The 22730-nt window shown below is 42.7% G+C and carries 22 protein-coding genes and 1 pseudogene; 7 read left to right on the top strand and 16 right to left on the bottom strand.

Features of this window, described 5'->3' with window-relative positions:
- Window positions 1-2 precede the first annotated feature (2 nt).
- Entirely contained in the window at window positions 3-671 is a 669-nt protein-coding gene (locus tag ACLTWA_RS13115; protein ID WP_412328331.1) for an NAD(P)H-dependent oxidoreductase, read from the bottom strand.
- Between the two features lie 223 nt (window positions 672-894).
- Here ACLTWA_RS13115 and ACLTWA_RS13110 point away from each other — a divergent pair, with 223 nt between their 5' ends.
- Together ACLTWA_RS13110 and ACLTWA_RS13105 are read left to right on the top strand one after the other, a co-directional pair.
- Window positions 895-1638: a GntR family transcriptional regulator gene (locus tag ACLTWA_RS13110; RefSeq protein WP_412328330.1), complete on the top strand. Its 744-nt coding sequence runs from the start codon at window positions 895-897 to the stop codon at window positions 1636-1638.
- Window positions 1639-1902: 264 nt separating this feature from the next.
- Window positions 1903-2964: an NAD(P)-dependent alcohol dehydrogenase gene (locus tag ACLTWA_RS13105; RefSeq protein ID WP_412328329.1), complete on the top strand. Its 1062-nt coding sequence runs from the start codon at window positions 1903-1905 to the stop codon at window positions 2962-2964.
- Window positions 2965-3034: 70 nt separating this feature from the next.
- On the opposite strand, the gene ACLTWA_RS13100 is transcribed toward ACLTWA_RS13105, so the two are convergent.
- Complete coding sequence (locus ACLTWA_RS13100) at window positions 3035-3655, bottom strand: GyrI-like domain-containing protein (RefSeq protein ID WP_412328328.1); 621 nt, start codon at window positions 3653-3655, stop codon at window positions 3035-3037.
- On the bottom strand, window positions 3645-4739 hold the full coding sequence (locus ACLTWA_RS13095; protein WP_412328326.1) for a BtrH N-terminal domain-containing protein: 1095 nt from the start codon (window positions 4737-4739) through the stop codon (window positions 3645-3647). Before ACLTWA_RS13095 ends, ACLTWA_RS13100 begins: the two co-directional genes overlap by 11 nt.
- Before the next feature lie 1032 nt (window positions 4740-5771).
- On the opposite strand from ACLTWA_RS13095, the gene ACLTWA_RS13090 reads away from it, so the two are divergent.
- The 4 genes and pseudogenes from ACLTWA_RS13090 (at window position 5772) to ACLTWA_RS13075 (ending at window position 9299) form a co-directional block, all read left to right on the top strand.
- Complete coding sequence (locus ACLTWA_RS13090; protein ID WP_412328325.1) at window positions 5772-8534, top strand: hypothetical protein; 2763 nt, start codon at window positions 5772-5774, stop codon at window positions 8532-8534.
- Window positions 8535-8573: 39 nt separating this feature from the next.
- Window positions 8574-8708: pseudogene (locus ACLTWA_RS13085) on the top strand (IS256 family transposase); the annotation flags it as partial.
- A 148-nt stretch (window positions 8709-8856) separates the two neighbouring features.
- Window positions 8857-9153, top strand: a complete 297-nt coding sequence (locus tag ACLTWA_RS13080) for a hypothetical protein (RefSeq protein WP_412328324.1) — start codon at window positions 8857-8859, stop codon at window positions 9151-9153.
- Window positions 9114-9299, top strand: a complete 186-nt coding sequence (locus ACLTWA_RS13075) for a GGDEF domain-containing protein (RefSeq protein ID WP_412328323.1) — start codon at window positions 9114-9116, stop codon at window positions 9297-9299. The genes ACLTWA_RS13080 and ACLTWA_RS13075 overlap by 40 nt, the downstream gene beginning before the upstream one ends.
- Here the strand turns inward: ACLTWA_RS13075 and ACLTWA_RS13070 are convergent.
- The 8 genes from ACLTWA_RS13070 to ACLTWA_RS13035 form a co-directional block, all read right to left on the bottom strand.
- Window positions 9264-9791 carry a DUF1456 family protein gene (locus tag ACLTWA_RS13070; protein WP_412328322.1) on the bottom strand — a complete coding sequence of 176 codons (528 nt, stop codon included), beginning with the start codon at window positions 9789-9791 and terminating at the stop codon, window positions 9264-9266. The genes ACLTWA_RS13075 and ACLTWA_RS13070 overlap by 36 nt on opposite strands.
- 54 nt (window positions 9792-9845) lie before the next feature.
- On the bottom strand, window positions 9846-11300 hold the full coding sequence (locus tag ACLTWA_RS13065; RefSeq protein ID WP_412328321.1) for a DEAD/DEAH box helicase: 1455 nt from the start codon (window positions 11298-11300) through the stop codon (window positions 9846-9848).
- Window positions 11301-11351: 51 nt separating this feature from the next.
- On the bottom strand, window positions 11352-11861 hold the full coding sequence (locus ACLTWA_RS13060) for a ClbS/DfsB family four-helix bundle protein (RefSeq protein ID WP_412328320.1): 510 nt from the start codon (window positions 11859-11861) through the stop codon (window positions 11352-11354).
- 15 nt (window positions 11862-11876) lie between these two features.
- A complete protein-coding gene (locus ACLTWA_RS13055) occupies window positions 11877-12371 on the bottom strand; it encodes a methylated-DNA--[protein]-cysteine S-methyltransferase (protein WP_412328319.1) in 495 nt (164 codons plus the stop codon).
- 322 nt (window positions 12372-12693) lie between these two features.
- A complete protein-coding gene (locus ACLTWA_RS13050; protein ID WP_412328318.1) occupies window positions 12694-13743 on the bottom strand; it encodes a MupG family TIM beta-alpha barrel fold protein in 1050 nt (349 codons plus the stop codon).
- The gene (locus tag ACLTWA_RS13045; protein WP_412328317.1) at window positions 13744-15183 is read right to left on the bottom strand and encodes a PTS transporter subunit EIIC; all 1440 of its coding nucleotides are present in this window, start codon (window positions 15181-15183) and stop codon (window positions 13744-13746) included.
- Window positions 15184-15252: 69 nt separating this feature from the next.
- On the bottom strand, window positions 15253-16149 hold the full coding sequence (gene murQ / locus ACLTWA_RS13040; RefSeq protein ID WP_412328316.1) for an N-acetylmuramic acid 6-phosphate etherase: 897 nt from the start codon (window positions 16147-16149) through the stop codon (window positions 15253-15255).
- 3 nt (window positions 16150-16152) lie between these two features.
- Window positions 16153-17001, bottom strand: coding sequence for a MurR/RpiR family transcriptional regulator (locus ACLTWA_RS13035; RefSeq protein ID WP_412328315.1), 849 nt, complete (start codon window positions 16999-17001; stop codon window positions 16153-16155).
- 422 nt (window positions 17002-17423) lie between these two features.
- Between ACLTWA_RS13035 and ACLTWA_RS13030 the strand changes: the two genes are divergently transcribed.
- Window positions 17424-19442 carry a KUP/HAK/KT family potassium transporter gene (locus ACLTWA_RS13030; protein ID WP_412328314.1) on the top strand — a complete coding sequence of 673 codons (2019 nt, stop codon included), beginning with the start codon at window positions 17424-17426 and terminating at the stop codon, window positions 19440-19442.
- Window positions 19443-19490: 48 nt separating this feature from the next.
- Here the strand turns inward: ACLTWA_RS13030 and ACLTWA_RS13025 are convergent, their stop codons facing one another.
- From ACLTWA_RS13025 to ACLTWA_RS13005, 5 genes are all read right to left on the bottom strand, one after another.
- Entirely contained in the window at window positions 19491-20102 is a 612-nt protein-coding gene (locus tag ACLTWA_RS13025; RefSeq protein ID WP_412328312.1) for a DNA-3-methyladenine glycosylase, read from the bottom strand.
- A 33-nt stretch (window positions 20103-20135) separates the two neighbouring features.
- A complete protein-coding gene (locus ACLTWA_RS13020) occupies window positions 20136-20735 on the bottom strand; it encodes a hypothetical protein (RefSeq protein WP_412328311.1) in 600 nt (199 codons plus the stop codon).
- A gap of 353 nt (window positions 20736-21088) precedes the next feature.
- Entirely contained in the window at window positions 21089-21250 is a 162-nt protein-coding gene (locus ACLTWA_RS13015; protein ID WP_412328310.1) for a hypothetical protein, read from the bottom strand.
- Between the two features lie 155 nt (window positions 21251-21405).
- Window positions 21406-21855 carry a YaiI/YqxD family protein gene (locus tag ACLTWA_RS13010; RefSeq protein ID WP_412328309.1) on the bottom strand — a complete coding sequence of 150 codons (450 nt, stop codon included), beginning with the start codon at window positions 21853-21855 and terminating at the stop codon, window positions 21406-21408.
- Between the two features lie 101 nt (window positions 21856-21956).
- A complete protein-coding gene (locus ACLTWA_RS13005) occupies window positions 21957-22676 on the bottom strand; it encodes a YoaK family protein (RefSeq protein WP_412328308.1) in 720 nt (239 codons plus the stop codon).
- Between the last annotated feature and the right edge of the window lie 54 nt (window positions 22677-22730).

Raw genomic sequence — 22730 nt, 5'->3', positions numbered from 1 at the left:
GTTTATTTCCACCTCACCAGCTCACTTAAGGGCTGTCTTGTCTTTTCATGACGCGGTTCCTCTCCCCGGTATCCAAAACCGGCCATAACGGACACACCGAAGTGTTCCGGGTCCATAAGTCCTTCTTTTGTCAGAAGTTCTTCCACCTCTTCCCGGTTAAAACCTTCAATGGGACAGGAATCAATGCCAAGATATGCTGCAGCTGTCAGCATATTTGCCAGTACGATGTAGGTCTGCTTGCTGGCCCAGTCAAATAAGGCACGGTCACTCTCCAGCAGGTTAAAATCCTTTTCCTGAAATCTCTGAAAAGCATTCCGCATACCTTCCGCCACATCATCGGGAAGTTTTTTTACATCCTTCATGATATGAGTTAAGTAGTCGGAGCTGTACAACAAATCATTTTTTCTGCGGGCCAGAAGAATAACGAAATGGCTGGCACCGTTTAAGCTGTTCTGTGCTCCCCAGGCCATGGGAAACAGCTTCTTTTTCAACTCTTCATCCTGTAAAACGATCAGATTCCATGGCTCGAATCCAAAAGACGTGGGAGAAAGACGGGCCGCTTCCAAAATGGTCTGAAAGTCCTCTTCCGGCACAATTTTATTGGGATCAAACTTTTTGCAGGCATAGCGGAAACGGAATGTTTCCAGTAATGTTTCATTTCTGTGTTCCATGAATTAGTCTCCTTTCAATCATGTAATAAATTAATAGTAATAAATTTATAGTAGCACATCCGCCGCCCATAGTGAAGAGTGAAAATAATCATATATGGATCTCAAAGGAATGATCACGACTTAAAGGATTCTTTTGATTTCAAAGCCCTGCCGTGTTATGATATAGCTGAAAAATACACTTTTCAATCTGAGAAAGGAGGAATTATGGAGGTCCATCCGCTTATTGGATTTCCATAATTACTTAAACATGCGTAAAGTTCCGGCTTATATGGTAATTCATGATTTAATCAAAAAAAGCATTCAAGATGGAACCTACCCTGTCGGGGAATTACTTCCCACAGAACCAGAGCTTGAAAAAATATATAAGGTAAGCCGCACCACCATAAGAAGTGCCATGGAAATGCTGAAGGAAGAGGGCTTTGTGGAAATCAAGCAAGGCAGAGGGACCATGGTCCTGGATCACCGAACCATCCAGGACTTAAACAAAGTCACATCGGTAACGGAATCCTTAAGAAGACGGGGCTATAATGTCCGTACCAAAAGTATGTATATCGATATTATTCCTGCAAGCGAAAAACTTTCTGAAGAACTTCATTTAAAAACGGGAGACTCCATCACCCGGGTACAGCGGATCCAGCTCATTGATGAAAAGCCCATTGCCATCATGAAAAACTACCTTCCCACCTTCCTGGTTCCGGGACTGCCCCAGTTTACCAATAAATTCTCCGGGTTATACCAATTTCTGGAGGAGCATTACCATCTGGAAATCGATGGAGCCGCCGATAAGATACTGGCAAAATCTGCGGACTTTGCGGAATCGGAAATGCTGGGCGTCCAGCCAGGTACCGCACTTCTTTGCATCCACCGCATCTGTTACAGACACAATGAAGCCTTCTGTGTGGATGATGTCTCCATTCTGGGAGACCAGTACGAGCTTGCAATCTCTACCAACGGACGTTATAAATAACCTTCTCAATTGCAGAAGCGGCCGGAGCCAAACACCGCCTGACGGGTATTCCCGTCCTGGTATCTCCGCCGCTGCTGGCCGATATTCATAATTATCTTTCAATTCTCTCCCCATGTTTTTCTCCTAAAATTCGTCAAAAATCCACAAATACATTATATAATCAAATATGAAATACGAATTGACTGCCAAAACATTATGATGTATAATAAACATAGCTTTATTTGTTAATAAAATAACAAGCAAAAATAAAAAGGAGATGTTCTTATGAAGGGTTTTGCAATGATAGGTATTGGTAAAACAGGTTGGATTGAAAAGGAAAAACCAGTATGCGGACCGATCGATGCGATTTGCCGCCCCATTGTTCTGGCACCATGTACTTCCGATATCCATACGGTATGGGAAGGTGCCATCGGGGAACGCCATAATATGATTCTTGGACATGAAGCTGTTGCTGAAGTGGTGGAGGTCGGAAATCTTGTAAAGGATTTTAAGCCGGGGGACAGAGTCATTATACCGGCGATCACACCGGACTGGAATTCCCTGGAATCCCAGGGCGGCTTTCAGATGCATTCCGGAGGAATGCTGGCCGGCTGGAAGTTCTCTAATTTTAAGGACGGAGTATTCGGTGAGTTCTTTCATGTAAATGATGCGGATGGAAATATGGCTTTACTGCCGGAAGGCGTGGACCCGGTGGCAGCATGTATGCTTTCTGATATGGTTCCGACTGGTTTTCATGGAGTAGAGCTTGCAGACGTGCAGTTTGGTGACAGTGTGGCAGTGATAGGAATCGGACCCGTAGGACTGATGGCCGTAGCAGGGGCAGCCCTTCACGGTGCTTCCCATATCTATGCCGTAGGTTCCCGTCCTAACTGTGTAAAGCTGGCCAGAGAATATGGTGCCACAGATATCATCAATTACCGGGAAGGCGATATTGTGGAACAGATTATGGAAAAAACAGGCGGAAAGGGCGTGGACCGTGTTATTATTGCAGGCGGAGATAACGATACCTTTGCCCAGGCCATCGCCATCTTGAAACCGGGCGGAAAAATCGGTAATATCAACTACCTTGGAGAAGGCGATTACATAAAAATTCCCCGTATCAAATGGGGATGCGGCATGGGACATAAACAGATTGCCGGCGGACTGATGCCTGGCGGCAGATTGAGAATGGAAAAGCTGGCTTCCCTTCTCTCAGCCGGCAGACTGGACCCTGGCAAGCTGGTGACACACCGGTTTGAGGGCTTTGACGGCATTGAAGAGGCTCTGATGCTGATGAAGGATAAGCCAAAGGATCTGATTAAACCGGTGGTTATCATCCATTGGTAAAGGCAAACCGATACCTTATAGTCCTTCAAACGGAGTACGCAATATATTGCTCCGTTTGAAGGACTATAGGTTATCCTCTCAACGTAACCGGCTGTCTTATTACCGTCTTCCTTTTCTTTGGAACACATTTACGGGGATCGCTTAAATATATTTCATGGTGGTACCGGTTTTCAGAAATATCAATCTGATAACCTTCCTTATCAGCAAACTTCTCCATTCTTTCAATGGTTTCCGGTTCCTCATCAAAGGGACCCACATGCATGCACTGAACACACAGACCCTCGTTATATGTCAGAAATTCAACTGCCGAAAAATCCATCTTTTTCTTTTCATTGGCTGCCTTTTTCGCCCAAAGAACATCTTCTTCCGTAATAAAATCAGGCAAGCGTATTAAGGATATCCACTGAAACCCATCCTTTGTAGCTTTCTCCTCCTGCCACCAGAACCCTTCCAACGGGGGAACCACATATTCAAAGAATCCCCTGATGTTCCGCCCTCCCTTATGACTCATTTTCAAGGTATATGAAAGCCCATATAACAGCTTGATGGATCTCTGGTAATCTCCATCTTCTGCATTCGGATTCCCTTTTCCCTTAAGGGCAAGGAATTTCATTTCCGGTATATTGATTATGACTGGATTCTTTGCCGGGTGATAATACTCTTTATATTCCTTTTTAAAATCAAAAGCCATGACTTTCGCCTCCTTCTTTCTCCCCACAGATCAGTAATAATTTATATGCTTTTTCTTCCAGCTCTCCGATCTTTAAAAAATACTCCGGAATGGTCTCTAATGAGTCTTTGCCCTCACAAAGAAAGTCTGTGATCTTATTTGTGATTGTTTCAAAATACTCTCCGGTCTCTATGAATAAACAGCCTGCTTCTGTCCAGTTTTTTTTCTGGAACTTATTGCCGAGAACAACCAGAACATTGCCAAGCCGGTCGCAATTGCCCTTATAGGGAATGTCCGGGCCATTATTTTCTATTCCTGCTAATTTATCCGGAAGCTTCGGAACCCTGCCAAAAAATTCTGTCAGGGACATCAGTGCATTTCTATATTCTTCTTCCGGCATTTTGCTCCTCCAGGCCGGGAATTCACAGGCGATTTTTCGGAATGCACGGACTCCGGCAAATTCAGGCTTTTCTCTCAGCTGTTCTTCTGCCTTCCGCCTGAATACACGGGTTGCAAGGTCATACTGGCTATTCATTGGTTCTGATAAGGTAAACCGGATAAATCCGTTCTTATCGCCTACAGAGTTTTTTTCTATCTGCCATGCCCGGTGCAGTTCTTCATAAGGCAATACCTGGATTTCTGTTCTTCCGCAGTCATATACATAGACACACCGTTCCTCCTGGTCATAGCCAACCATCAAAACATAGTGCATGGGAATATGATTTTTGTGATACATCTTTAGATAAGGCAGATAAAACATATCAAGAGGCCCTATAATCACCGGATTTCCATGATCGATCTCCCTTTTGACAGATTGAAACGCATACGCAAAAGTCCTGCCCTCTGATATTTTATACTGCAGGTCAATCTCCCCTTTTATTTTATCATAGGTCCTTTTTGTTCTGCCATCACAGACACTGAGCATAACCGGGCGGTTTCTGTCACGAAACTTTAAATACACATTTTCTCCGTAGCTGCTAAGGGCAAATAGAAATGCTTCCGGTACCTCTTCCCCTGACTGGTTGACGTAAATATCTTCTATTCCGCTCCACATACAACAGCCATCACACATGTGATGTTTCATTTCAATGATCTTTTTACTCATATCATCTTCTCCATAAGCCTTCCTGCTAAAAGTTTCACGGTTCCTATAGGAAAAGTATAAACCCTCACATCATCGAAGAGTCAATACCTTTTCCGGCGATTTAACCTTAAGAATGAGTCTGGCTCGTCAGGTGCTTGAACTTTCCTATAAAATTAAAAACAGAGTAACACGCCTCAAGACCAACTGCCCTGACGTGTGCTACTGTGTTTTAACTTCCTTAACGAAGGATAATTGAATCCTTATTTTCAAGCTGTATCTCAACTTCTCCACCCAATGTTCCATTAGAAGATAGGTAACTAGGTCCCGACAAACTTACCATTAACTTCATTTGGTCAGATATATCCTTCTGAATAGAAAATAGTCGATAAGGTGTTATCTGGATAAAGTCCATCAAAATTATTTGAGAGAAATGAGCGTTGTTGACAGACTTTGGCTGATATCGTATAAGAGCCAAACGAATAAAAGGATAATGTGCCAAATTTTCAGCTTGATACGGAGTTCTGTCTACCAAAGAATTACTCCGAGTAGTTCACCTGCTCCTGAAGAATACCATGGTCTGTCTAAATAAATTTGTAAACCACCACCTTTCCTCTTGATTTTTTTCCTTCAACTTCATGTTTACACTCCCAACCAAACGTAGGAATGGCATATAAAACCTTCGTAGCAGCATGTGGGGACGAATTATAAATATCCAGGCAAAAGGGTTTCTCAGAAGATATTGTGATTGGACCAGGGAAATAAGAATATTCAACATTAATTGTCTCTACATCTCGAATTGTGCCAAATGGAGTTCGGATAATAGTTCCCTTAGCGTAATCAATTGTGTAATCCTTATTTCGTTCGTACAGGGGCTTGTCCGCACTTCCAGTTGTTGATAAAAACATGTTTATGAAAAACTTAAGCATACATTAATATGTAATTAGAAAAGAGAGAATTCAGGACTTATTTGTCGATTTCAAGACAAAATAAGTCATATTTTTATAAAGTGTGATAAAGTACTAAAATATAATCAATAAAAAGAAGAGGAGTATTATGAGTAAACAGAGGAAAAAGAAACTTTGCGTAATCATCTTATTATGCTTTGTTATTATCATGATGGTGAGTGCATGGGGTTTAACCATTCAAGAGAAAAGTAACAATAAACAGAACAAAGGTCCGGATGCAGGTTTAGAAGTAAGTGAAAACAAAATGTCCATGACGCAAAAAAGAACAATAAAAGTTTCCTTTGAACTTCCGAAAGAAGTAAATGTTGATGATTTAATGTGGACTTATGGAGGAAAGGCATTGTCCGAATGGAAAAAGATGGACTTAACAACCGGCGAAGACGGAGATGCTTTTATTACGGTAAGTGAGATAGAAGTAAAAAAGAACAGAGCATATGCCAGTGTTACATTCGATCTGCCATATGATACAGAAAACCTGGCAGATGGTCCGCTTTTTCAGACGGTGCCATATGTGGATATGATAGGAACGTTTGAACTTGCAGTTGCAGATAAAAATCATGTAATTGCGGCAGCGCCAATTGAATTACTACCATATGACAGTTACTGTAATTATAAGATGCTGAAGTCTAAAATTGAGGAGATTACAGAGCAGGCAGGTACTGATAGATATATTGAGACAACAACAATAGGAAAGTCAGAAGCCGGACGTGATATTTATTTTACAGTGATTGCGAAAGATAAGAAGGCTGTAGATAACTATGAAAACGATATTCTGCCGTCTATGATGAAAGAACCGGGAAGATTACAGCAGGATATTCAAAATGGAAGCATTGATAATTATCAAATACCAATTTTTATTAATAATATTCACCCGAATGAATCATCTGGTGTTTCTGCAATTGTTGAATTATTAAGAACAATAGCATTAGAAGATAAAATAAGTTATAGCGATAAGAACCAAAAAAAGATTGAATTAGATATGGATGATGTACTGGATCATGTGTTTTTCTTACTGGTATATACAGATAATCCAGATGGCTTAGATAATATGACGAGATTCAATGATAATTACTTTGATTTGAATCGAGACAATGCAGCACAGATACAGCCGGAAACGCAGTGTGTAACAGAGCAAATAGCAAAGTGGTGTCCAATTACATTATTAGATTTACATGGATTTGACAAAGGATTCCTTATCGAACCGTGTTCGCCGCCCCATAATCCTAACGTAGAATATGACCTGCTGATGGATAACATGTTGGAGCAGGCTCGGAACATGGGAGATGCCGCTATCACAAATACCAAATATGAACAGTATTATATCCCTTATGAAGAGTTTAAGAAAACAGTTGAGGATCCTTCCTATAAAAGTGATGCAACGCAATTAAACTGGGATGATGCATCAGCGGCTTACACAGCGACATTTGCAATGAATCTCGGTACAATGGGGCATACCATAGAGGTGCCTGAAATGAATGAGGAATCCGTAAACGCATTACTGTATTGTATAAAAGCAGCAATAAATTATACCATTACAGATAAAGATAGGTTGTTTTTGAATCAGTTAGAAATATATCGTCGTGGAGTGGAAAATTTGGATAAAACATCGGTTGATGCTTATCTTGTAGACGATCAGAATATGGTAATTGGAAGGGAAAGGGGAGACAATCAAAACTTTTTCCCGGAATATTATGTATTGCCAATCGATAAGGAATTACAAAAAAATCCGCTTGAAGTCTATAAAATGATGGAATATTTTTTGAGAAATGGCATAGAAATTACGCAGTTAACTTCTGATACTACAATAGCAGATATTACTTACAAAGCTGGCACTTATGTTGTAGACATGCATCAAGCTAAGAGGGGGTTGGTGAATCTGGTACTTTATGATGGTGTTGATATATCGAATGCGACATATGTAACATCTGCATTTGTTCAGGATTTTCCTGTGTTGAGAGGATTTAATTGTTATAAGGTAAGGGAGAACGGAATATTTGATAATAAACTAGCGGCAGTAACGACTGTCTCAATTCCCCCTGTAGTAAAACAGGGTGAGAGTGAGTACATTATTATCAGAAATACAAATAATGATGCAATTAAGGCAGTAAACCAGTTGTTATTAGAAAACAAATGCGTAGAAATGGTTGAGACAAGTGAAGAATCATATAAAGCAGGTGATTTTTTAGTCAAGACAGAGGACTTAGAACCGTTACTGAATCAGTATTATCTTGAAACGGAGATGTGTGTGGACAACATACCAAAAGGGAAACGGCTTGCCAGCAGCAAGGTGGTTGCCTGGGGTGATGCGGCATACGTGCTGAATAAATTGGGTTTTGAGGTAACACAGAATACTGACGAAGGAGATATTTTCATCAATGCATTAGATGTGGAAGAGGAAGTGAAGAAGGGAAAACCATATATTGCTTTTGGAAATATGGGAATGAATAACATTGAAACATTGATTCCCGACTTTCAATTTGTAGGACCAGAATGGCAGAATTATGAAGGTGTATTTTTGGCAAATGTTAATCAGACACATACAATCACAGCACCGTATAATAGTAAAGAGTATTTCTACTCAACAATGGCATCTTACATTACAAGAGTTCCCAAAAGTGCAGAAATTCTTATGACTATCAGTGAAGATGCAAATTTTTTCAAAGAGGGTTGGTGGCCAGGTCATGATGATGCCCGTGGCCAGATATTAGCATTTTCATATCAGGAAGAGAAGAAAAAAATAGTTGTTTTCGCAAATGATCTGGTGAATGAAGCACGTTCACAGAGTCAGTATCGCTTGTTGGCAACTGCTATTTATGATTTACAAGTGTTATCTGTGGAAGATGGAAAATAAGTCAATCTTGTGACAAACTAAGGTTTTTAAAGGTCTTCTATGATAAAATATAATCATAGGAGGCCTTTATTAGTACACAAAGTACAAATGACAGATGGAAAGCGTAACATCATCCGGCAGCTTCTTGAGGAGTATAATATCCAATCTGCTCAGGATATTCAGGAGCACCGTAAGTACACGGAAAAATTCATGTCGTCTTATGGACACGGTTATGAAAACTGGCCGGACGCCGGGTTTGGACGCGGTACCGGGCATTTCAAAGGGCTTGAACATTTTTCATCTGGAATGGGACGTTCGCCATTCAAAAAAGGAGGAATTGAAAATGACAAAGACAATAAGTAAAACCCCACCCGTGTGCGGCAATGATAATTTATCCGTGTCGCCTGATATAAGGGCTACCCTGCCTGATATTATGGTTAACTACCTTTGGGAGCTTACGTTAGGTAGCGATTGGCAAAAATACGAAAAACAGCCCTTTATACAGGAAGCCGGGGAACTAAGCGGACGGGGCATACAGGACATATACCATGTTGGTGATGACAGCAATTTAATGGATAAGCGCAGAACCAACAAAAGAGTATGGAAGAATGTAGGAACTCTAATAGTTGTTTTTCGTTAGCCATGATAGATGTAAACAGTTTTAAACGCGTAAATGATATTTATGGTCACACCGAAGGAGATAGGGTATTGCTTAATTTGGCACATATCCTGAATATTAATAGCAACATATCATTTCTTCCTGTATCTGACTGTAAGACCCTTTAAGAAAGCTCTGGCATACCGGTCTAAGCATACTTTATAATTGCGCTGTCCTTCTCTCCGCAGAACCGCACTTAATTCACCGTTTGATAAATCGATTCCCCCGTCTTTTAATATGGCAAGCATGTCCTCGCCGGTGAGAGACAGAGCGATTTTAACCTTCTTTAGCAAAACGTTATTTACAGCTTTATCATCTTTTATCATAAATATCTGCTTTTCTGTTTCACCTGGCTTTGATTCCTTCTTTCCTCTTTTATAAATAATAAAACCGTTTAAAAAGGATTCAAACATGCGGTTACTGCATACCGTTCTATTATCGTCAGAGTTCCTCTCCTTTCTGGGGGAACCGGTAACGCTGCCGTCATTCGACTTTACTAACATCGTCTGCAGTTCTTCTTTTGCTACAGTAACTCCACCCAGTTTAAATATCTCCACCATCTCGGTATCCTTCATATCCAAGGCATACCTTAATCTTATTAATATATCATTGTTATCCATGTATTCCCTCTTGAAAATTAAATTTTTTAAAGATCCATTCCTTACTATACCACTTTATCCCCGTTTATCCAATGCTTCCGTTACTTTTAATTGCTTTCCGTTTACCGTCGTTTGTTTCATTGCTTCTAAAACCAGGGGGCCTTTGCCGTTTAGTATCTCGATATAGGTAAGGGTGTCCTGAATGGCTATAATTCCGATATCCTCGGCACTCATCCCTTCCAGATTGGATATAACTCCTACAAAGCTGGCTGCACGAAGTTTCTTTTTCTTTCCGCCGTTAAAACGCAATTTCATAATATCCTTATTTAATTGCTCACTTTTCATCTTCTTTATGGGAGGTTCCGTTTTCATTTTTTCAAGAAATGCATTCTTTTTATCGGCCACCTCCTCTTTGGAGGGCTTCTCCAGCCGGGGGATATGAAACCCGATCAGGGCTTCAATATCATGAAGATATCTGTCCTGAGCCGGAGTAACAAAGGATATTGCCTTTCCTTTTTGCCCGGCCCGTCCAGTTCTGCCTGTCCGGTGGACATAGGTTTCTTTGTCCAGAGGAATGTCATAATTAATAACCAGGGAGATGTTATGGATGTCGATTCCTCTTGCTGCTACATCCGTGGCCGCAAGGTAACGGTATTCTCCCCTTTTAAAGCGGTTAATGGCATCTAACCGGTCCGGCTGTTCCATGCCGCCGTGAATCTTTTTACAGCCATACCCTGAATCAGCCAGACGTTCACATACCATATCCACCCGGTTCTTCGTTCCGCAGAAGATGATACAGCTATCCGGGTTTTCAAGGATCGTAACATCTTTAAGAAGACTGAATTTATCTTCTTCCGGTACGAAATAAAGAGAATGTTCAATATCTGCCCCCATAACGAATTCCTCGTTTGCATCGATCTTTAAGGCGTCTGACATATAACTGGAAGCCAGAGTAACCACCTCCTGGGGCATGGTCGCAGAAAACAGCATGGTCACCCGTTCTATGGGCAGCGTCTTAATGATTGCTTCTACCTGTTCCATAAATCCCATATCAAGCATTTGATCCGCTTCATCTATGACCAGATAATCAATCTTTGCCAGCGGCAGCGTGCCTTTTTCTATGTGATCCATGACCCGTCCCGGCGTTCCCACCACTACATGGGTCTTTTGTTTCAGTTCTGCTTTTTCTATGGAATAGGGATGCCTTCCATAGACTGCTGCTGCTTTGATCCGTTTAAACCTGCCTATATTGGTAAAATCCTCTTTTACCTGAACGGCAAGTTCTCTGGTTGGAGTGAGAATCAGCGCCTGGGGTTTATTCTCAAGCCATGCGACAGATTCACAGATGGGAATGGCATATGCTGCCGTTTTTCCGCTGCCTGTCTGGGCTTTGACGATAAGGTCCTTTCCCTCCAGCGCATATGGAAGGACCCTTGCCTGGACGTTTGTAGGGATTTTATACCCCAGTACATCAAGGGCTCTTCCTATCTCTTCCCCAATTTTATAATCTTTAAAATGTTCCTGACCCATTTCTATGCCTCTCATTCCACCTGTAATTTCGTATCGCTCCTGTCAACTGATTTACAGGAGTTTTTTCCACTTCCTGACCTTGCTGCGGAATGTTTTAAAGGGTGCCACGGTATTGATGTGTACCCATTTCCATATGGGCCATTTTGACGGTGTGGAGGAAGCCCATGTCCGTATCTCCTGTCCAAACAAATCCTCCTCGGAAAATAGCTCCAGCCACTGGATAAGGGCAGCCACACAGTCCCGGTACAAGCCCCTCAGCCCGCAAAGCGTGCAGTCCTCATACTGTCTATAAAAGCTTTCATATAATCCGCCAAGCCTGTTCCATTTATAACCGGCAGCAGGAGTGACCACTTCTTTTCCGGCCAGCTCATCCCGGTCCCAACCCATGAGCAGATTCATCCAGCCTAATTGATAGGCGATCATCTGTGCCGGGCTGCGGTCAACTCCTTCCAGAATTTTATCTTTATCCGCTTCCTCAATGGAATCAAATTCCATAATAAATGCGTCTGCTGTTTTTTTAATTTCCGCAATCAATTCTTCTTTGCTTTTATACTCCTGCATCCTTTACCTCTTCGTTCATACCATGGCCTGTTCCAATTGAAGCAGAGCCTTCTTCCGTTCCAGTCCCCCCGCATATCCGGTAAGGCTTTTACTTGTCCCAACCACCCGGTGACATGGAATAAGAATGGAAACAGGATTATGCCCCACTGCTCCGCCCACCGCCTGGGCCGACATGGTATTTTGCCCTCTTGCAGCAGCGATCTTTTTTGCAATTTCTCCATAGGTCATGACACTGCCATAAGGAATTTGAAGAAGGATTTCCCAGACAGCTTTTTGAAAGTCAGTCCCATTTGGCTGAACATCCGGAAGGGTTAAATTTTTATTTCCTTTAAAATATTCCTCAAGCCACTGGTGAAGGCTTACAAAAACCGGATGCTCCGGTTCATATTTCCATGCATTCGTATTTTGGGGAAAGTACTTTTGTCCATGGAACCAGAGTCCGGTAATTTTGTGATCCTCTGCGGCTGCAGTCATGGTACCGAGGGGACTGTTTATGTTTGTATAAATCATTTTCCATTTACCATCTCTTTCGTATTTATATATAAGCCTGGGGCAATTCCAGATATTACACCTTTGTATCCGGACGTTTGATCAGGCCCCGTCTTCAGACATTTCTTATCCACAAATATTACCTCTTTATTTAAAATAACATGAAAAAGGGATGTCTGCCAGCTTTTTTCGGAAATATGCATGATTTGGCATATCCGCTCCATGGGGATGGACTGCAAAAAGCGGGGCAGGATTCGTTAAAATCCTGCCCCGGTTCCCCGGCAGATCCTATTCCCTATGAATTACTTCTAACATTTCCACAGGCACGGTCCGCTGCTGTATTTTATACAAGTCTCAGCCCAAATCCTTTTTGAATAAAGGCCAGATATTTTCTATCCTCTTCACATATCTCACCAATCAGATTGAGCCGCTCCTCAAAGGGAAGGTCTACCCGTGCAATCTCCAGTTCCCCCATATACCGTAAATACTTCTTATTGGAAATGCAAATGCTTCCGGCTTTTCTTATGGCCGTATTCTTCCACTCTTCCGGCACAATCTCCTGACGGTATTGTCTGGACTCCTGGGAGCGGAAGATCCAGTCACTGGAATCCGGCCGGTCATGGTGTATGGTATTTCTTATAAACTCATACTCCTTAAGGATCTCTGCTTTCAGCTCGATATAACCTTTGCTGAAGCATTTCAACCCCTTCCAGTCTTCTTCTTTTACAGCCACATCACCGATGAGCACCACATCACAGCCTCCTGTGCAGAAAAGCTCCAGCATATTGAGGCACACCTCATCCCGCCGGTTCCGGTGCTCTTCCACGGTTGGAAGCCCTTCATAAAGGGGCCCTCTCAGCTCCAGATTGCCAGGAACAAATGCCATGGTATCAAATCCCAGATATTTTAATCTGAGATTTATTTCTTTTACCCGTTTTATGGACAGTCCGGTGAATTGCTTGGGATAAAAATTGTGACAGGCCGTAAACTTTTGAAAGTCCGCTCCTGACCTTTTCCACTGTGCAATCTCTTCCTCTGTGATGGTAGAAGCATTGAATACAACATGAAAACTTTTGGATATCTGCACCACCGCATTGGCATCAAACCCATAATCAAGCCTTACATGGGTAATTCCAAGCGCTTTCAGCTCTTCGACCGTTCCTGCGCCGAGCATTTCTAAGGTTTCCGGCCCAACGTCTACGATCACGTTTAAATCTTCTTCTTTGCACCGGGTCAGCAGGCGGTAAATATCCCGGCGGTAATTTACTCCGGTTTCCTCAGGGATATGGAGTGAAGTAAACACATACTCCGCCCCGTTTTCCGATGCCTTTTTTATCAGCGCTTCATTTTTCTCCATACCGCTGGAGAAATAGAGAGAAATTCCTGTTTTCATTTATTCTTCCCCGTATACTTCATTGATTCTGTCTTCATCTACTCCAAAGAAATAGGTAACCAGAAAACCGCCTGCATACGCAGCAATCATAGCAATTAAAAATCCGATCTGCTGCCCCGGCTGAACGATCAGAAGTCCGAACAATCCGGAAACTCCCTGAGAAACGGTTCCAAGGTGTAAAAGTGCTGCCAATGCACCGCCAAAGCCGCTGCCGATACATGCAGTGACAAAGGACCGGCCAAGAGGAAGCGTCACTGCGTACATCATAGGCTCCCCGATTCCCAGGATTCCAACGGGAATAGAATCCTTTATGTACCGCTTCAGCTTTTTGTTTTTCGTCTTCATATATAAAGCAAGACCGGCTCCTACCTGGCCTCCCCCGGCCATCATAAGGATAGGAAGCAGATAGTTGATGCCACCGGTTGCCCCCGCAGGATCATTTAGCATGGTGTGTATGGGTGTCAATGCCTGATGCAGACCTACCGCTACCAGAGGTAAGAACCCTGCGGATAAAAGATACCCGCCTGCTACGCCCATTTTTTCATAAGCAAAGCTCAGAACGGCAAAAATCACTTTCGTAAGTCCGGCACCCAAAGGCTGTATGACCAGCAAAGCTACGATTCCGCCGATGATCAGCACCAGCAGCGGGCTGATAAAGGTGTCTATTAAATCCGGCATATGCTTTCTGATCTTCTTTTCCAGAAGAGCAAAGAACATACCTGCGATCAGCGCTGCCAGAAGACCTCCGGAAGCAGGATTGAATGCTTCATTGGTAATTGGCAGTATGATCTGCTTTTCATTAACCGTCGCAAGCAAGGGCATGGCTGCATTGGAGATGGACATGGCTCCTGCAATAGCTCCCAATACACCGGACCCGCCAAATTCTCTTGCTGCATTGTATCCTGCCAAAATCGGCAGATACGCAAACAATGCCCAGCCCATGGTGCGGATGCAGGCATACCACCAGACTCCGGACAATGCCCCGTTGGTGGAAACATTGATTACGTTACAGATGCCGTTGATCAGACCTGCCGCAATAATTCCGGGAAGCAGGGCCACAAATATGTTGGCGATCTTTTTTAAAAATCTCTGGACCGGTTTATCGTATTTTGCCTTTTGAAGTGCCTTATTTTCTTTTGCCACTTCATGGATATCCTGTCTTCCTGCCCTGTCTCCCTCTGCCTGGCCTTTTGAAAGTCCGGTGAGCTTATGGAATTCTTCCAGGACTCTGTTTACCTTTCCCGGGCCGAAAACGATCTGAAGGGTATCGCTTTCCACAACGCCGAGAACGCCTTCCACCTTCTTTACCTTTTCGATATCCACCTTGGACATATCCTTTACCCCGACCCGAAGCCTTGTCATGCAGGCCGCATTGGAAGCAACATTTGCTCTTCCTCCAAGCAGCGTTAATAGTTCCTCACTGATTTGCTTGTAATCCATACGGTTTCCTCCTCAACTTTTTTATTTGGATGGCTCAAATGAATTTGCTGCAGCCGAAACTTTATTTATTTATTTATGAAAAGCCTTCCGGATATTTCCTCCGGCCTGAATCAGCCTTTGTCTGGCTTCCTTTGCATCGCAGTCCGATAAAATCATAAGAATGGCGGTTTTTACATGGCCATCTGCCTGAGCCAGAGCCGCTTTCGCTTCTTCCCTGCTGCATCCGGTGGCTGTCATAAGAATATTCTGTGACCGGACAACCAGTTTTTCGTTGCTTTGCTTTACATCTACCATGAGATTTTCATAAACCTTCCCCACTCCTACCATACTTCCGGTGGATATCATGTTAAGAATCATTTTCTGTGCGGTGCCTGCCTTTAATCTGGTCGACCCGGTCAGCACCTCCGGTCCGGTCACCGGCTCGATGGCAAGTTTCGCCTCTTTTCCGATTTCAGATCCCCGGTTGCAGGAAACAGCAACGGTCTTGCACCCTGTGGCATTGGCATAACGGAGCCCGTAGATCACGTAAGGAGTTCTCCCTGATGCGGCCAGGCCGATCACAATGTCTTCCTTTTTAAGTCCTGCTTTTTTTAAGTCCTCTTCACACAGGGTATGACTGTCTTCCGCACCTTCTACGGCCTCAGCAAAAGCATTCGCTCCTCCTGCGATCAGACCCACCACAAGCTCTTTCGGCACCCCGAAGGTAGGCGGACATTCCACCGCATCAAGAAGCCCCAGCCGGCCGGATGTGCCTGCACCGATATAGATGATCCTTCCTCCTTCCTTTAAGCTCTCCGTTGCCCATTCTATGGCTGTGGCAATCTGTGGAAGCACTTCTTCTATAGCCGTTATGACCTTTTGATCCTCCCGGTTCATGACCCGGGCGATTTCAAATGGGGTCATTTTATCCAGCTCCATGGTGTTGGGGTTTCGCAGCTCTGTTGTCAGCTTTGATAAATCAATCATGTATTAAATTCCTCCGTCCTTTTGTATATGAGTCCTTCCAAACTGGCTCATGCAGAATTCATAATTCCGGTTTACATAAGCAGTAAAAAGAACGTCTACCACGTTTAATTGGGAAATCCGTGATGACATGGCTCCGCTTCGATGGATCAGTTCCGTTGCCGCAACCGGCAGAACATAATCGGCTTCTGCCGCCAGTCTGGATTCCACGGCTCTGGTAATGGCAATGACCCTGGCACCGTTTGCTTTGGCTTCTTTTGTACAGGTCAGCATCTCTTTTGTAAGGCCGGAATAACTGATGACGATTGCCAAATCATCTTTTTTTAAGTTCTTTGCAGTTAAGAACTGAGCATGCCAGTCATCACACACATTACAGATCACATCTGCGCGAAGCAGCTTTAAATACAGATCTCTTGCAACCAGAAGGGAGGTGCCAAGACCAAATAAGGCAACGCTTCTGCTGGTTTCCAGCAGCTTTACACATTCGGTTATGACCTTTGGTTCCAATAGCTTTCTGGTGGTTTCCAGGGACTCAATGTTCTTTTTTGTCACCTTATAAATAATATCCTCTACGGTATCATCCTGCGTGATCTTCTGAAATGCGATCTCCCTGCTTTCCCGAAACAGGGCCACCTCATAAGCCAGGGAATTCTGAAAATCCTTATATCCGGCACACCCCAGCTTCCTGCACAGCCTTACGATGGTAGCCGGAGATGTATAAGTCTCTCTGGCTATCTCCTTGATGCTTTTTCGCAGCACCGATTCGGGATTTCTCTGCAGTCTTTGGATCAAGACTTTCTCTGCCTCACCGGCATTGTTAAAATAATCATCAATTCTTACGAGCAGGCCTTTCATCGTGGGTTCCCTCCTGTTAAGCCAGAAGAAACAGATCCTTTTTTTACTGTTCTTTTGAATCTCATTCTAGCTTTTTTGTATATAATTTTCAATATTTATCGGATTCTATGAAACTTTGTTTCATTATATGATAACTTATAATGGGATGAAAGAGGGGGATGAAAATTTTAAAACCTATCGCATTTCACCCGATAATATTTCATTTGACATCCGTATTTCTTTCTAGTAATATATCTTTAAACAAAAGGGAGTAGTTGACACCCGTCTGGTGTTTGCGATTGCATCAATCCGGTTATATCTGCCCTGTTAAGCATTTATAATCTGCATCGTAACTAAGTAACAAGACTTTTGCTGTAAATCTCATTTTACAATAAGGGTCTTTTTTTGTATGGTTTTAACAAACATTTTGCAAAGGAGTAAAAATGGAAGAATCGTCAAAGCAATCTCATATTTCAAAATTAACACTCGGAGGAATTCTGGTAACATTAGGTGTGGTATACGGAGACATCGGTACCTCACCTCTTTATGTGATGAAATCAGTGCTTTTCGGAAACGGAGGAATCCAGCAGGTCTCAGAAAACTTTATTCTTGGAACCTTATCTCTGGTATTCTGGACACTGACGATTTTAACGAGTATCAAATATGTCTTCATTACACTGAAAGCGGACAACAATGGAGAAGGCGGCATTTTTTCACTTTTTACCCTTGTCAGAAGCCGTTCCCGGTGGCTGATCATTCCTGCCATGATCGGAGGCTCCGCACTCTTAGCGGATGGAATGCTGACACCGGCAGTAACTGTAACGTCCGCCGTTGAAGGGCTGAAGCTGCTGCCTGTCTTTCAGGACCTTTTCGGCAGCAGCCAGAAAAATATCGTTTACCTTGTCATTTTCATCATCTGCAGCCTGTTTTTTATCCAGCATATTGGTACGGAATTCATTGGTAAACTGTTTGGGCCCATTATGTTTCTGTGGTTTTGCAGCATTGCCTTTTTCGGTATCATCAATCTGGCCGGGAATCCGTTCCTGCTGCGCGCTTTGTCCCCCCATTATGCGGTGAACATCTTATTCAGCGACGACAACAAGCTTGGCTTTTTTATTCTTGGAAGCATATTTTTATGTTCTACCGGTGCAGAAGCACTTTATTCTGATCTTGGACATGTGGGAAGAAAAAATATTTATGTTACATGGCCATTTGTAAAGATATGTTTATTAATCAACTATTTCGGACAGGGTGCATGGATCTTGTCTGCAAAGAATCATCCTGCTCTTGGTATCATGGAAGACTTAAATCCATTTTATCAGATGATTCCCCGCTGCCTGCTGGTCTATGGGATCGTTATCTCAACCCTTGCTGCCATTATCGCATCACAGGCATTGATATCAGGTTCCTTTACGCTTGTGTCCGAAGCCATCAAGCTGAACCTTTTCCCAAGGCTTCACACCTTATATCCTTCTTCGATGAAAGGTCAGCTTTACATTCCGGCCGTCAACCGGATTTTATGCATTGTCTGCATCGGTATCGTCCTTTTCTTTCAAAGTTCTGAGAAAATGGAGGCCGCATACGGTCTTGCCATCACCGTTACCATGCTCATGACAACCATTTTGTTATTCAACTATATGAGAAAGAAAAAGACGCCTGTTGTACTTTCAGTCATTATGCTTGTTTTCTTTATGAGCTTTGAAATTTCTTTCTTTATTGCAAATATTGTTAAGTTTTTCCACGGCGGATATGTTGCTATAATTATCGCTTTTTCAATTTTATTTATTATGTATCTCTGGGACAGATCCCATATTATAAAGATGCGGTATCAGGAATACGTTCCCGTTAAAAATTATATTCAACAGCTTAACAAGCTGCGTGAGGACCCGGAAATACCAAAATACGCCAGTAATCTGGTGTGCTTAAGCAATTGTTCCAATCCAAAGGAAATCGAACGGAAAATCATGTATTTTCTTCTGGATAAGCGGCCGAAAAAGGCGGATGTGTACTGGTTTGTGAATGTAACCGTGACCGATGAACCGTATCAGGCAGAATATGCCGTTGAAAAGTTTGGTACCTCTCATATTATAAAAATACAGCTGAAACTCGGCTTCCGTATTGATCAGAGACTGAATGTATTTTTAAGGCAGATATCAACGGATCTAGTGAAAAATAAAGAGATCGAACCCCAGACAAGCATATACTCCATGATTCCCGGCCGTAATCTGGGAGACTTTCGCTTTGTGTTTATCCAGGAAATCCTTTCTCATGAAACTTCGCTTTCTTCCTGGGATGCGCTTCTGCTAAGGACCAAATTCTTCATACAGAAGTTTACCGCCTCTCCCTCCAACTGGTTTGGACTGGATACCAGTGATGTTTATATTGAAAAGGTCCCCATGTTTCTCGGCCATTCAAACCGCGTTGTCTTAAAAAGAAACGACGGGAAAAAGGCTTTTAAGTAAAAAAAAGGTCTCCTATGAAGTTCCATTCATAAGAGACCTTTTTTGTAATTACAATACAGATACATATTCGTTATCCTTAATATAAAATCTCCAGGGATAGTCCCTGGCTTCCTCCGCATAGTCAATGCCCACCCGCTTTGTGGTCACTATGGTGAAATCCTCGCCTTCTCCCTCCTCCAGATACAATTGGTTCCCGCATAAGTCCTCACCGTTGACACTCCGGTCGATGGATAAGGCACCGCATAATTTCCCGGGACCGTTCGTAAGTCCTTTGCGCTGGCTTTTCGTCAGTTGTTCGCAGGACTTTCCAAATCGGTTTTGTGACATGCGTTCTATACCCTCCAGAGGTTCCGCAGCCCTGACCAGTACTGCCTGGGGATTGCCAGCTTCATTGGTTACGATATTAAAGCAGGAATGAATTCCGTATATTAAAAATATATAAGCAAACCCAGGATTCCCGTACATGACTTCTACTCTGGGCGTTCTTCTTCCACCATAGGAGTGTGCCGCCTTGTCCCCTATCCCCATATATGCTTCTGTTTCCACAATTTTTACTGAGACCTTCTGACCGCCTGACTCGTATACAAGTACCTTTCCCAGAAGTTCCTTAGCCACGGCAATGGAGTCCCGGTTATAAAACTCTCTGTTCAGTTTTTTCACTTCTTAAGTCCCTTCTTCATCATACAAAATGTATCAAAATCTTACCAGCACCATTCCGCCCTTGCGCTCATAACCGGTATTCCACAGTTCATGGAAAGACAACCAGCTGGTTCCACCGTACGTTGCAATCTTCACATAGAAGTCATCTTCAAGCTCCTCATAACCTACCAGCATGAACCAGTGCCATACCAGATCCTTGAATTTACCGTCTTTATGTTTCAAAAGCAAAAAGGGAATTGGAATCCCCTGATCAATCTGAGTTTTAACTTCCCCGGCCGCTTCCTTTGCCGGAACCTCTCCATGGCAGCCGGTAAGCGTTATCTCCTGCTCTCCGGCATCACTTAAATACTTCTGAAACCCATCCATAAATATCTCCAGGGTATCGATTCCGTGCATTCGGGGTCTTAAATAGGGCTTCATCTTCATGGCAAACTTTATATAATCTTCCTTGCCGAGGTTTTGAACGTCGTAGGGATATAAGTGTGCTTTCTTGTCATGGAGCGCCGTATTGATACAGACATCGCAGGCCGCCGCCGCACCGCACCCGCCTAAGTGCATCATGGGGTCACGGAACCAGTCCTGATTACCGCCAAAAGAATCTTCAATTTTAAAATAAGGCAATTCTTTTTTCATTTATCCCCCTCCTTTTTTGTGTAATATATAGAGATTATAATACCAGTGTTGGAATTCGTAAAGAAAAACAGTTTTATTGGTAATGTACTTATGAATTTACAGGATTTGGTAATCATTCTTTGAAAATGAATATTATGTTTCGTTTCCTTGATTATAAATAGAGTAAATTGACTTTTTATATTATAGCAGATAATAATCATTCAAGCGATATCAGGAAACTGGTAATTGCTGGTACCTGATAATATATGACAGCTGACAAGCCTTGTTACCGGACAGGCTTGCCGGGTGTGAAGAAAAAAAATGCCGCTGGACCCGGAAGATCCTTTACGGCATGGCAGATTTTAATAAATCATCTATTGTGATATTTTATGAGTTCTTGTAAATTCAACACCAATATTTTTATTTCTCTTCTCCACTTTACCGGAACCTATCTTTTTTTCGGCCTGTAAAAAACCGTTTTTCATTTTCTTCTCTTCTAACAGTTGTTTCATTTTTTCTATATCATTCATTGACATTATGTATTTCTCCCTTCCATTGCCTGTCGTTGTGTTAAATCATTTTGGAATAACTGGCGGTTACGCCCTCTGCATTTAAGAGGCTATCTGTAATAATACCACAAATCGTCAATAAATAATACCTGTAAACATCCCAATACTGGGCTTAATACCCATTATCCTTTCACAGCATACGAAATCAATCTTCGGAATGACTCTTCAAAGTGCTTATCGTCCTGGGACGTTCTTTTTCCCGGCCCACTGAGGTGATTTTTTGATTTGGCTCTTCTTGCAGCCTTTGCCATGTGCCGTTCCATAAGAAGCTGATCAATATTGTCGTTGGTGTACCATCTTCCGGATTGATGAATGGCATAAGCCCGCTTTCCCAGCGCCATTGCTGCCACACCATAATCCTGTGTTACCACAATGTCACCTGGCTTACAGAAGTTTACCAATGCAAAATCAACCGCATCCGCCCCTGCACCTATAATTTTTATCTCACTGTAATCAGACCGTAAAACATGATTTGTATCGCACAGAAGACATACTTCTATTTTATTTTCTGCTGCTGCTTTTTCCACGATTCGTACTACCGGGCAGGCGTCGGCATCTACATATATTTTCATATCGTTCCTTCTCCTCACGTCTATAAGCATGGGCTGCTTCACGTTTCCAAATACATTTTTACCATATTTACAAACTATAAGTCATTGATCATTCCATTGTTTTACGCCTTTCGGGCATTGACATTCTGAACATGTAAACAGATATCAGATTTCCTGCTGTCCATAACAATAAATACAAGGTTTACAAAAAGAGGAAATGCAGAAAACCATATACTATGGACACCGAAGAGCCTCCATAACAGATACCCGGACGCTACACCTGCATAAAAGCTGAAAAATGTACTACCGAAAAACTTAAACTTTTCCAGCTTTTCTTTTCTTTCCGGATCATCCCTGGGCAGCAGAAGATACTCTACTGCGGAAACCGTCGTTTGCTTTAAATTATTCGTACAAAAAATAGTGGCACTCACATATCCCTTTGCGCCTTTGAAAACGCACCATTGAAATGCGGTTGCAAAAAAAACGGGGTAAAGGGCAACCACAGGGTCCATGGTCAGGGGGAAAAAGCCAATCAGGACCGCAGCCACAAGGTCAAGGACAACAGCCAGGTATCTTAAATCCCAGGTTGTCCGGTTATCCAGAACAGTGGCAAATATCATACCTGCCATAAAAAGCAGAGCCGCTATTATCCGCAGCATACCTTCTGCCGGATTTCTTCCCAGAATGCTGCATATTATTTCAATCACATTCGTGGTTTGGGCCTGACCCAGATTCCCCAGACGGCTTAACATCGCGTATACCGCAAACAGACCGCCGCAAAAAGCTATGATATAGTGGATGTATACATCAAGGTGTTTCCTGCTTTCATATGGGTGTTTCATTATAAGTCTCCTTTATATATCGGTTATTCAGATTTACATAATATGATTGATTCT

The sequence above is a fragment of the Lacrimispora sp. genome, assembly GCF_046972725.1.
Taxonomy (GTDB): Bacteria; Bacillota; Clostridia; order Lachnospirales; family Lachnospiraceae; genus Lacrimispora.
The sequence above is the reverse complement of the archived record's forward strand: the minus strand, read 5'-3'. Positions and strand labels throughout refer to the sequence as shown.

What these genes read in the sequence shown, in the direction of transcription:
- ACLTWA_RS13115 (WP_412328331.1), bottom strand. Translation starts at nt 671, where the DNA reads ATGGAACACAGAAATGAAACATTACTGGAAACATTCCGTTTCCGCTAT.
- ACLTWA_RS13105 (WP_412328329.1), top strand. Translation starts at nt 1,903, where the DNA reads ATGAAGGGTTTTGCAATGATAGGTATTGGTAAAACAGGTTGGATTGAA.
- ACLTWA_RS13100 (WP_412328328.1), bottom strand. Translation starts at nt 3,655, where the DNA reads ATGGCTTTTGATTTTAAAAAGGAATATAAAGAGTATTATCACCCGGCA.
- ACLTWA_RS13095 (WP_412328326.1), bottom strand. Translation starts at nt 4,739, where the DNA reads ATGAGTAAAAAGATCATTGAAATGAAACATCACATGTGTGATGGCTGT.
- ACLTWA_RS13090 (WP_412328325.1), top strand. Translation starts at nt 5,772, where the DNA reads ATGAGTAAACAGAGGAAAAAGAAACTTTGCGTAATCATCTTATTATGC.
- ACLTWA_RS13080 (WP_412328324.1), top strand. Translation starts at nt 8,857, where the DNA reads ATGACAAAGACAATAAGTAAAACCCCACCCGTGTGCGGCAATGATAAT.
- ACLTWA_RS13075 (WP_412328323.1), top strand. Translation starts at nt 9,114, where the DNA reads ATGGAAGAATGTAGGAACTCTAATAGTTGTTTTTCGTTAGCCATGATA.
- ACLTWA_RS13070 (WP_412328322.1), bottom strand. Translation starts at nt 9,791, where the DNA reads ATGGATAACAATGATATATTAATAAGATTAAGGTATGCCTTGGATATG.
- ACLTWA_RS13065 (WP_412328321.1), bottom strand. Translation starts at nt 11,300, where the DNA reads ATGGGTCAGGAACATTTTAAAGATTATAAAATTGGGGAAGAGATAGGA.
- ACLTWA_RS13060 (WP_412328320.1), bottom strand. Translation starts at nt 11,861, where the DNA reads ATGCAGGAGTATAAAAGCAAAGAAGAATTGATTGCGGAAATTAAAAAA.
- ACLTWA_RS13055 (WP_412328319.1), bottom strand. Translation starts at nt 12,371, where the DNA reads ATGATTTATACAAACATAAACAGTCCCCTCGGTACCATGACTGCAGCC.
- ACLTWA_RS13050 (WP_412328318.1), bottom strand. Translation starts at nt 13,743, where the DNA reads ATGAAAACAGGAATTTCTCTCTATTTCTCCAGCGGTATGGAGAAAAAT.
- ACLTWA_RS13045 (WP_412328317.1), bottom strand. Translation starts at nt 15,183, where the DNA reads ATGGATTACAAGCAAATCAGTGAGGAACTATTAACGCTGCTTGGAGGA.
- murQ (WP_412328316.1), bottom strand. Translation starts at nt 16,149, where the DNA reads ATGATTGATTTATCAAAGCTGACAACAGAGCTGCGAAACCCCAACACC.
- ACLTWA_RS13035 (WP_412328315.1), bottom strand. Translation starts at nt 17,001, where the DNA reads ATGAAAGGCCTGCTCGTAAGAATTGATGATTATTTTAACAATGCCGGT.
- ACLTWA_RS13030 (WP_412328314.1), top strand. Translation starts at nt 17,424, where the DNA reads ATGGAAGAATCGTCAAAGCAATCTCATATTTCAAAATTAACACTCGGA.
- ACLTWA_RS13020 (WP_412328311.1), bottom strand. Translation starts at nt 20,735, where the DNA reads ATGAAAAAAGAATTGCCTTATTTTAAAATTGAAGATTCTTTTGGCGGT.
- ACLTWA_RS13015 (WP_412328310.1), bottom strand. Translation starts at nt 21,250, where the DNA reads ATGTCAATGAATGATATAGAAAAAATGAAACAACTGTTAGAAGAGAAG.
- ACLTWA_RS13010 (WP_412328309.1), bottom strand. Translation starts at nt 21,855, where the DNA reads ATGAAAATATATGTAGATGCCGACGCCTGCCCGGTAGTACGAATCGTG.
- ACLTWA_RS13005 (WP_412328308.1), bottom strand. Translation starts at nt 22,676, where the DNA reads ATGAAACACCCATATGAAAGCAGGAAACACCTTGATGTATACATCCAC.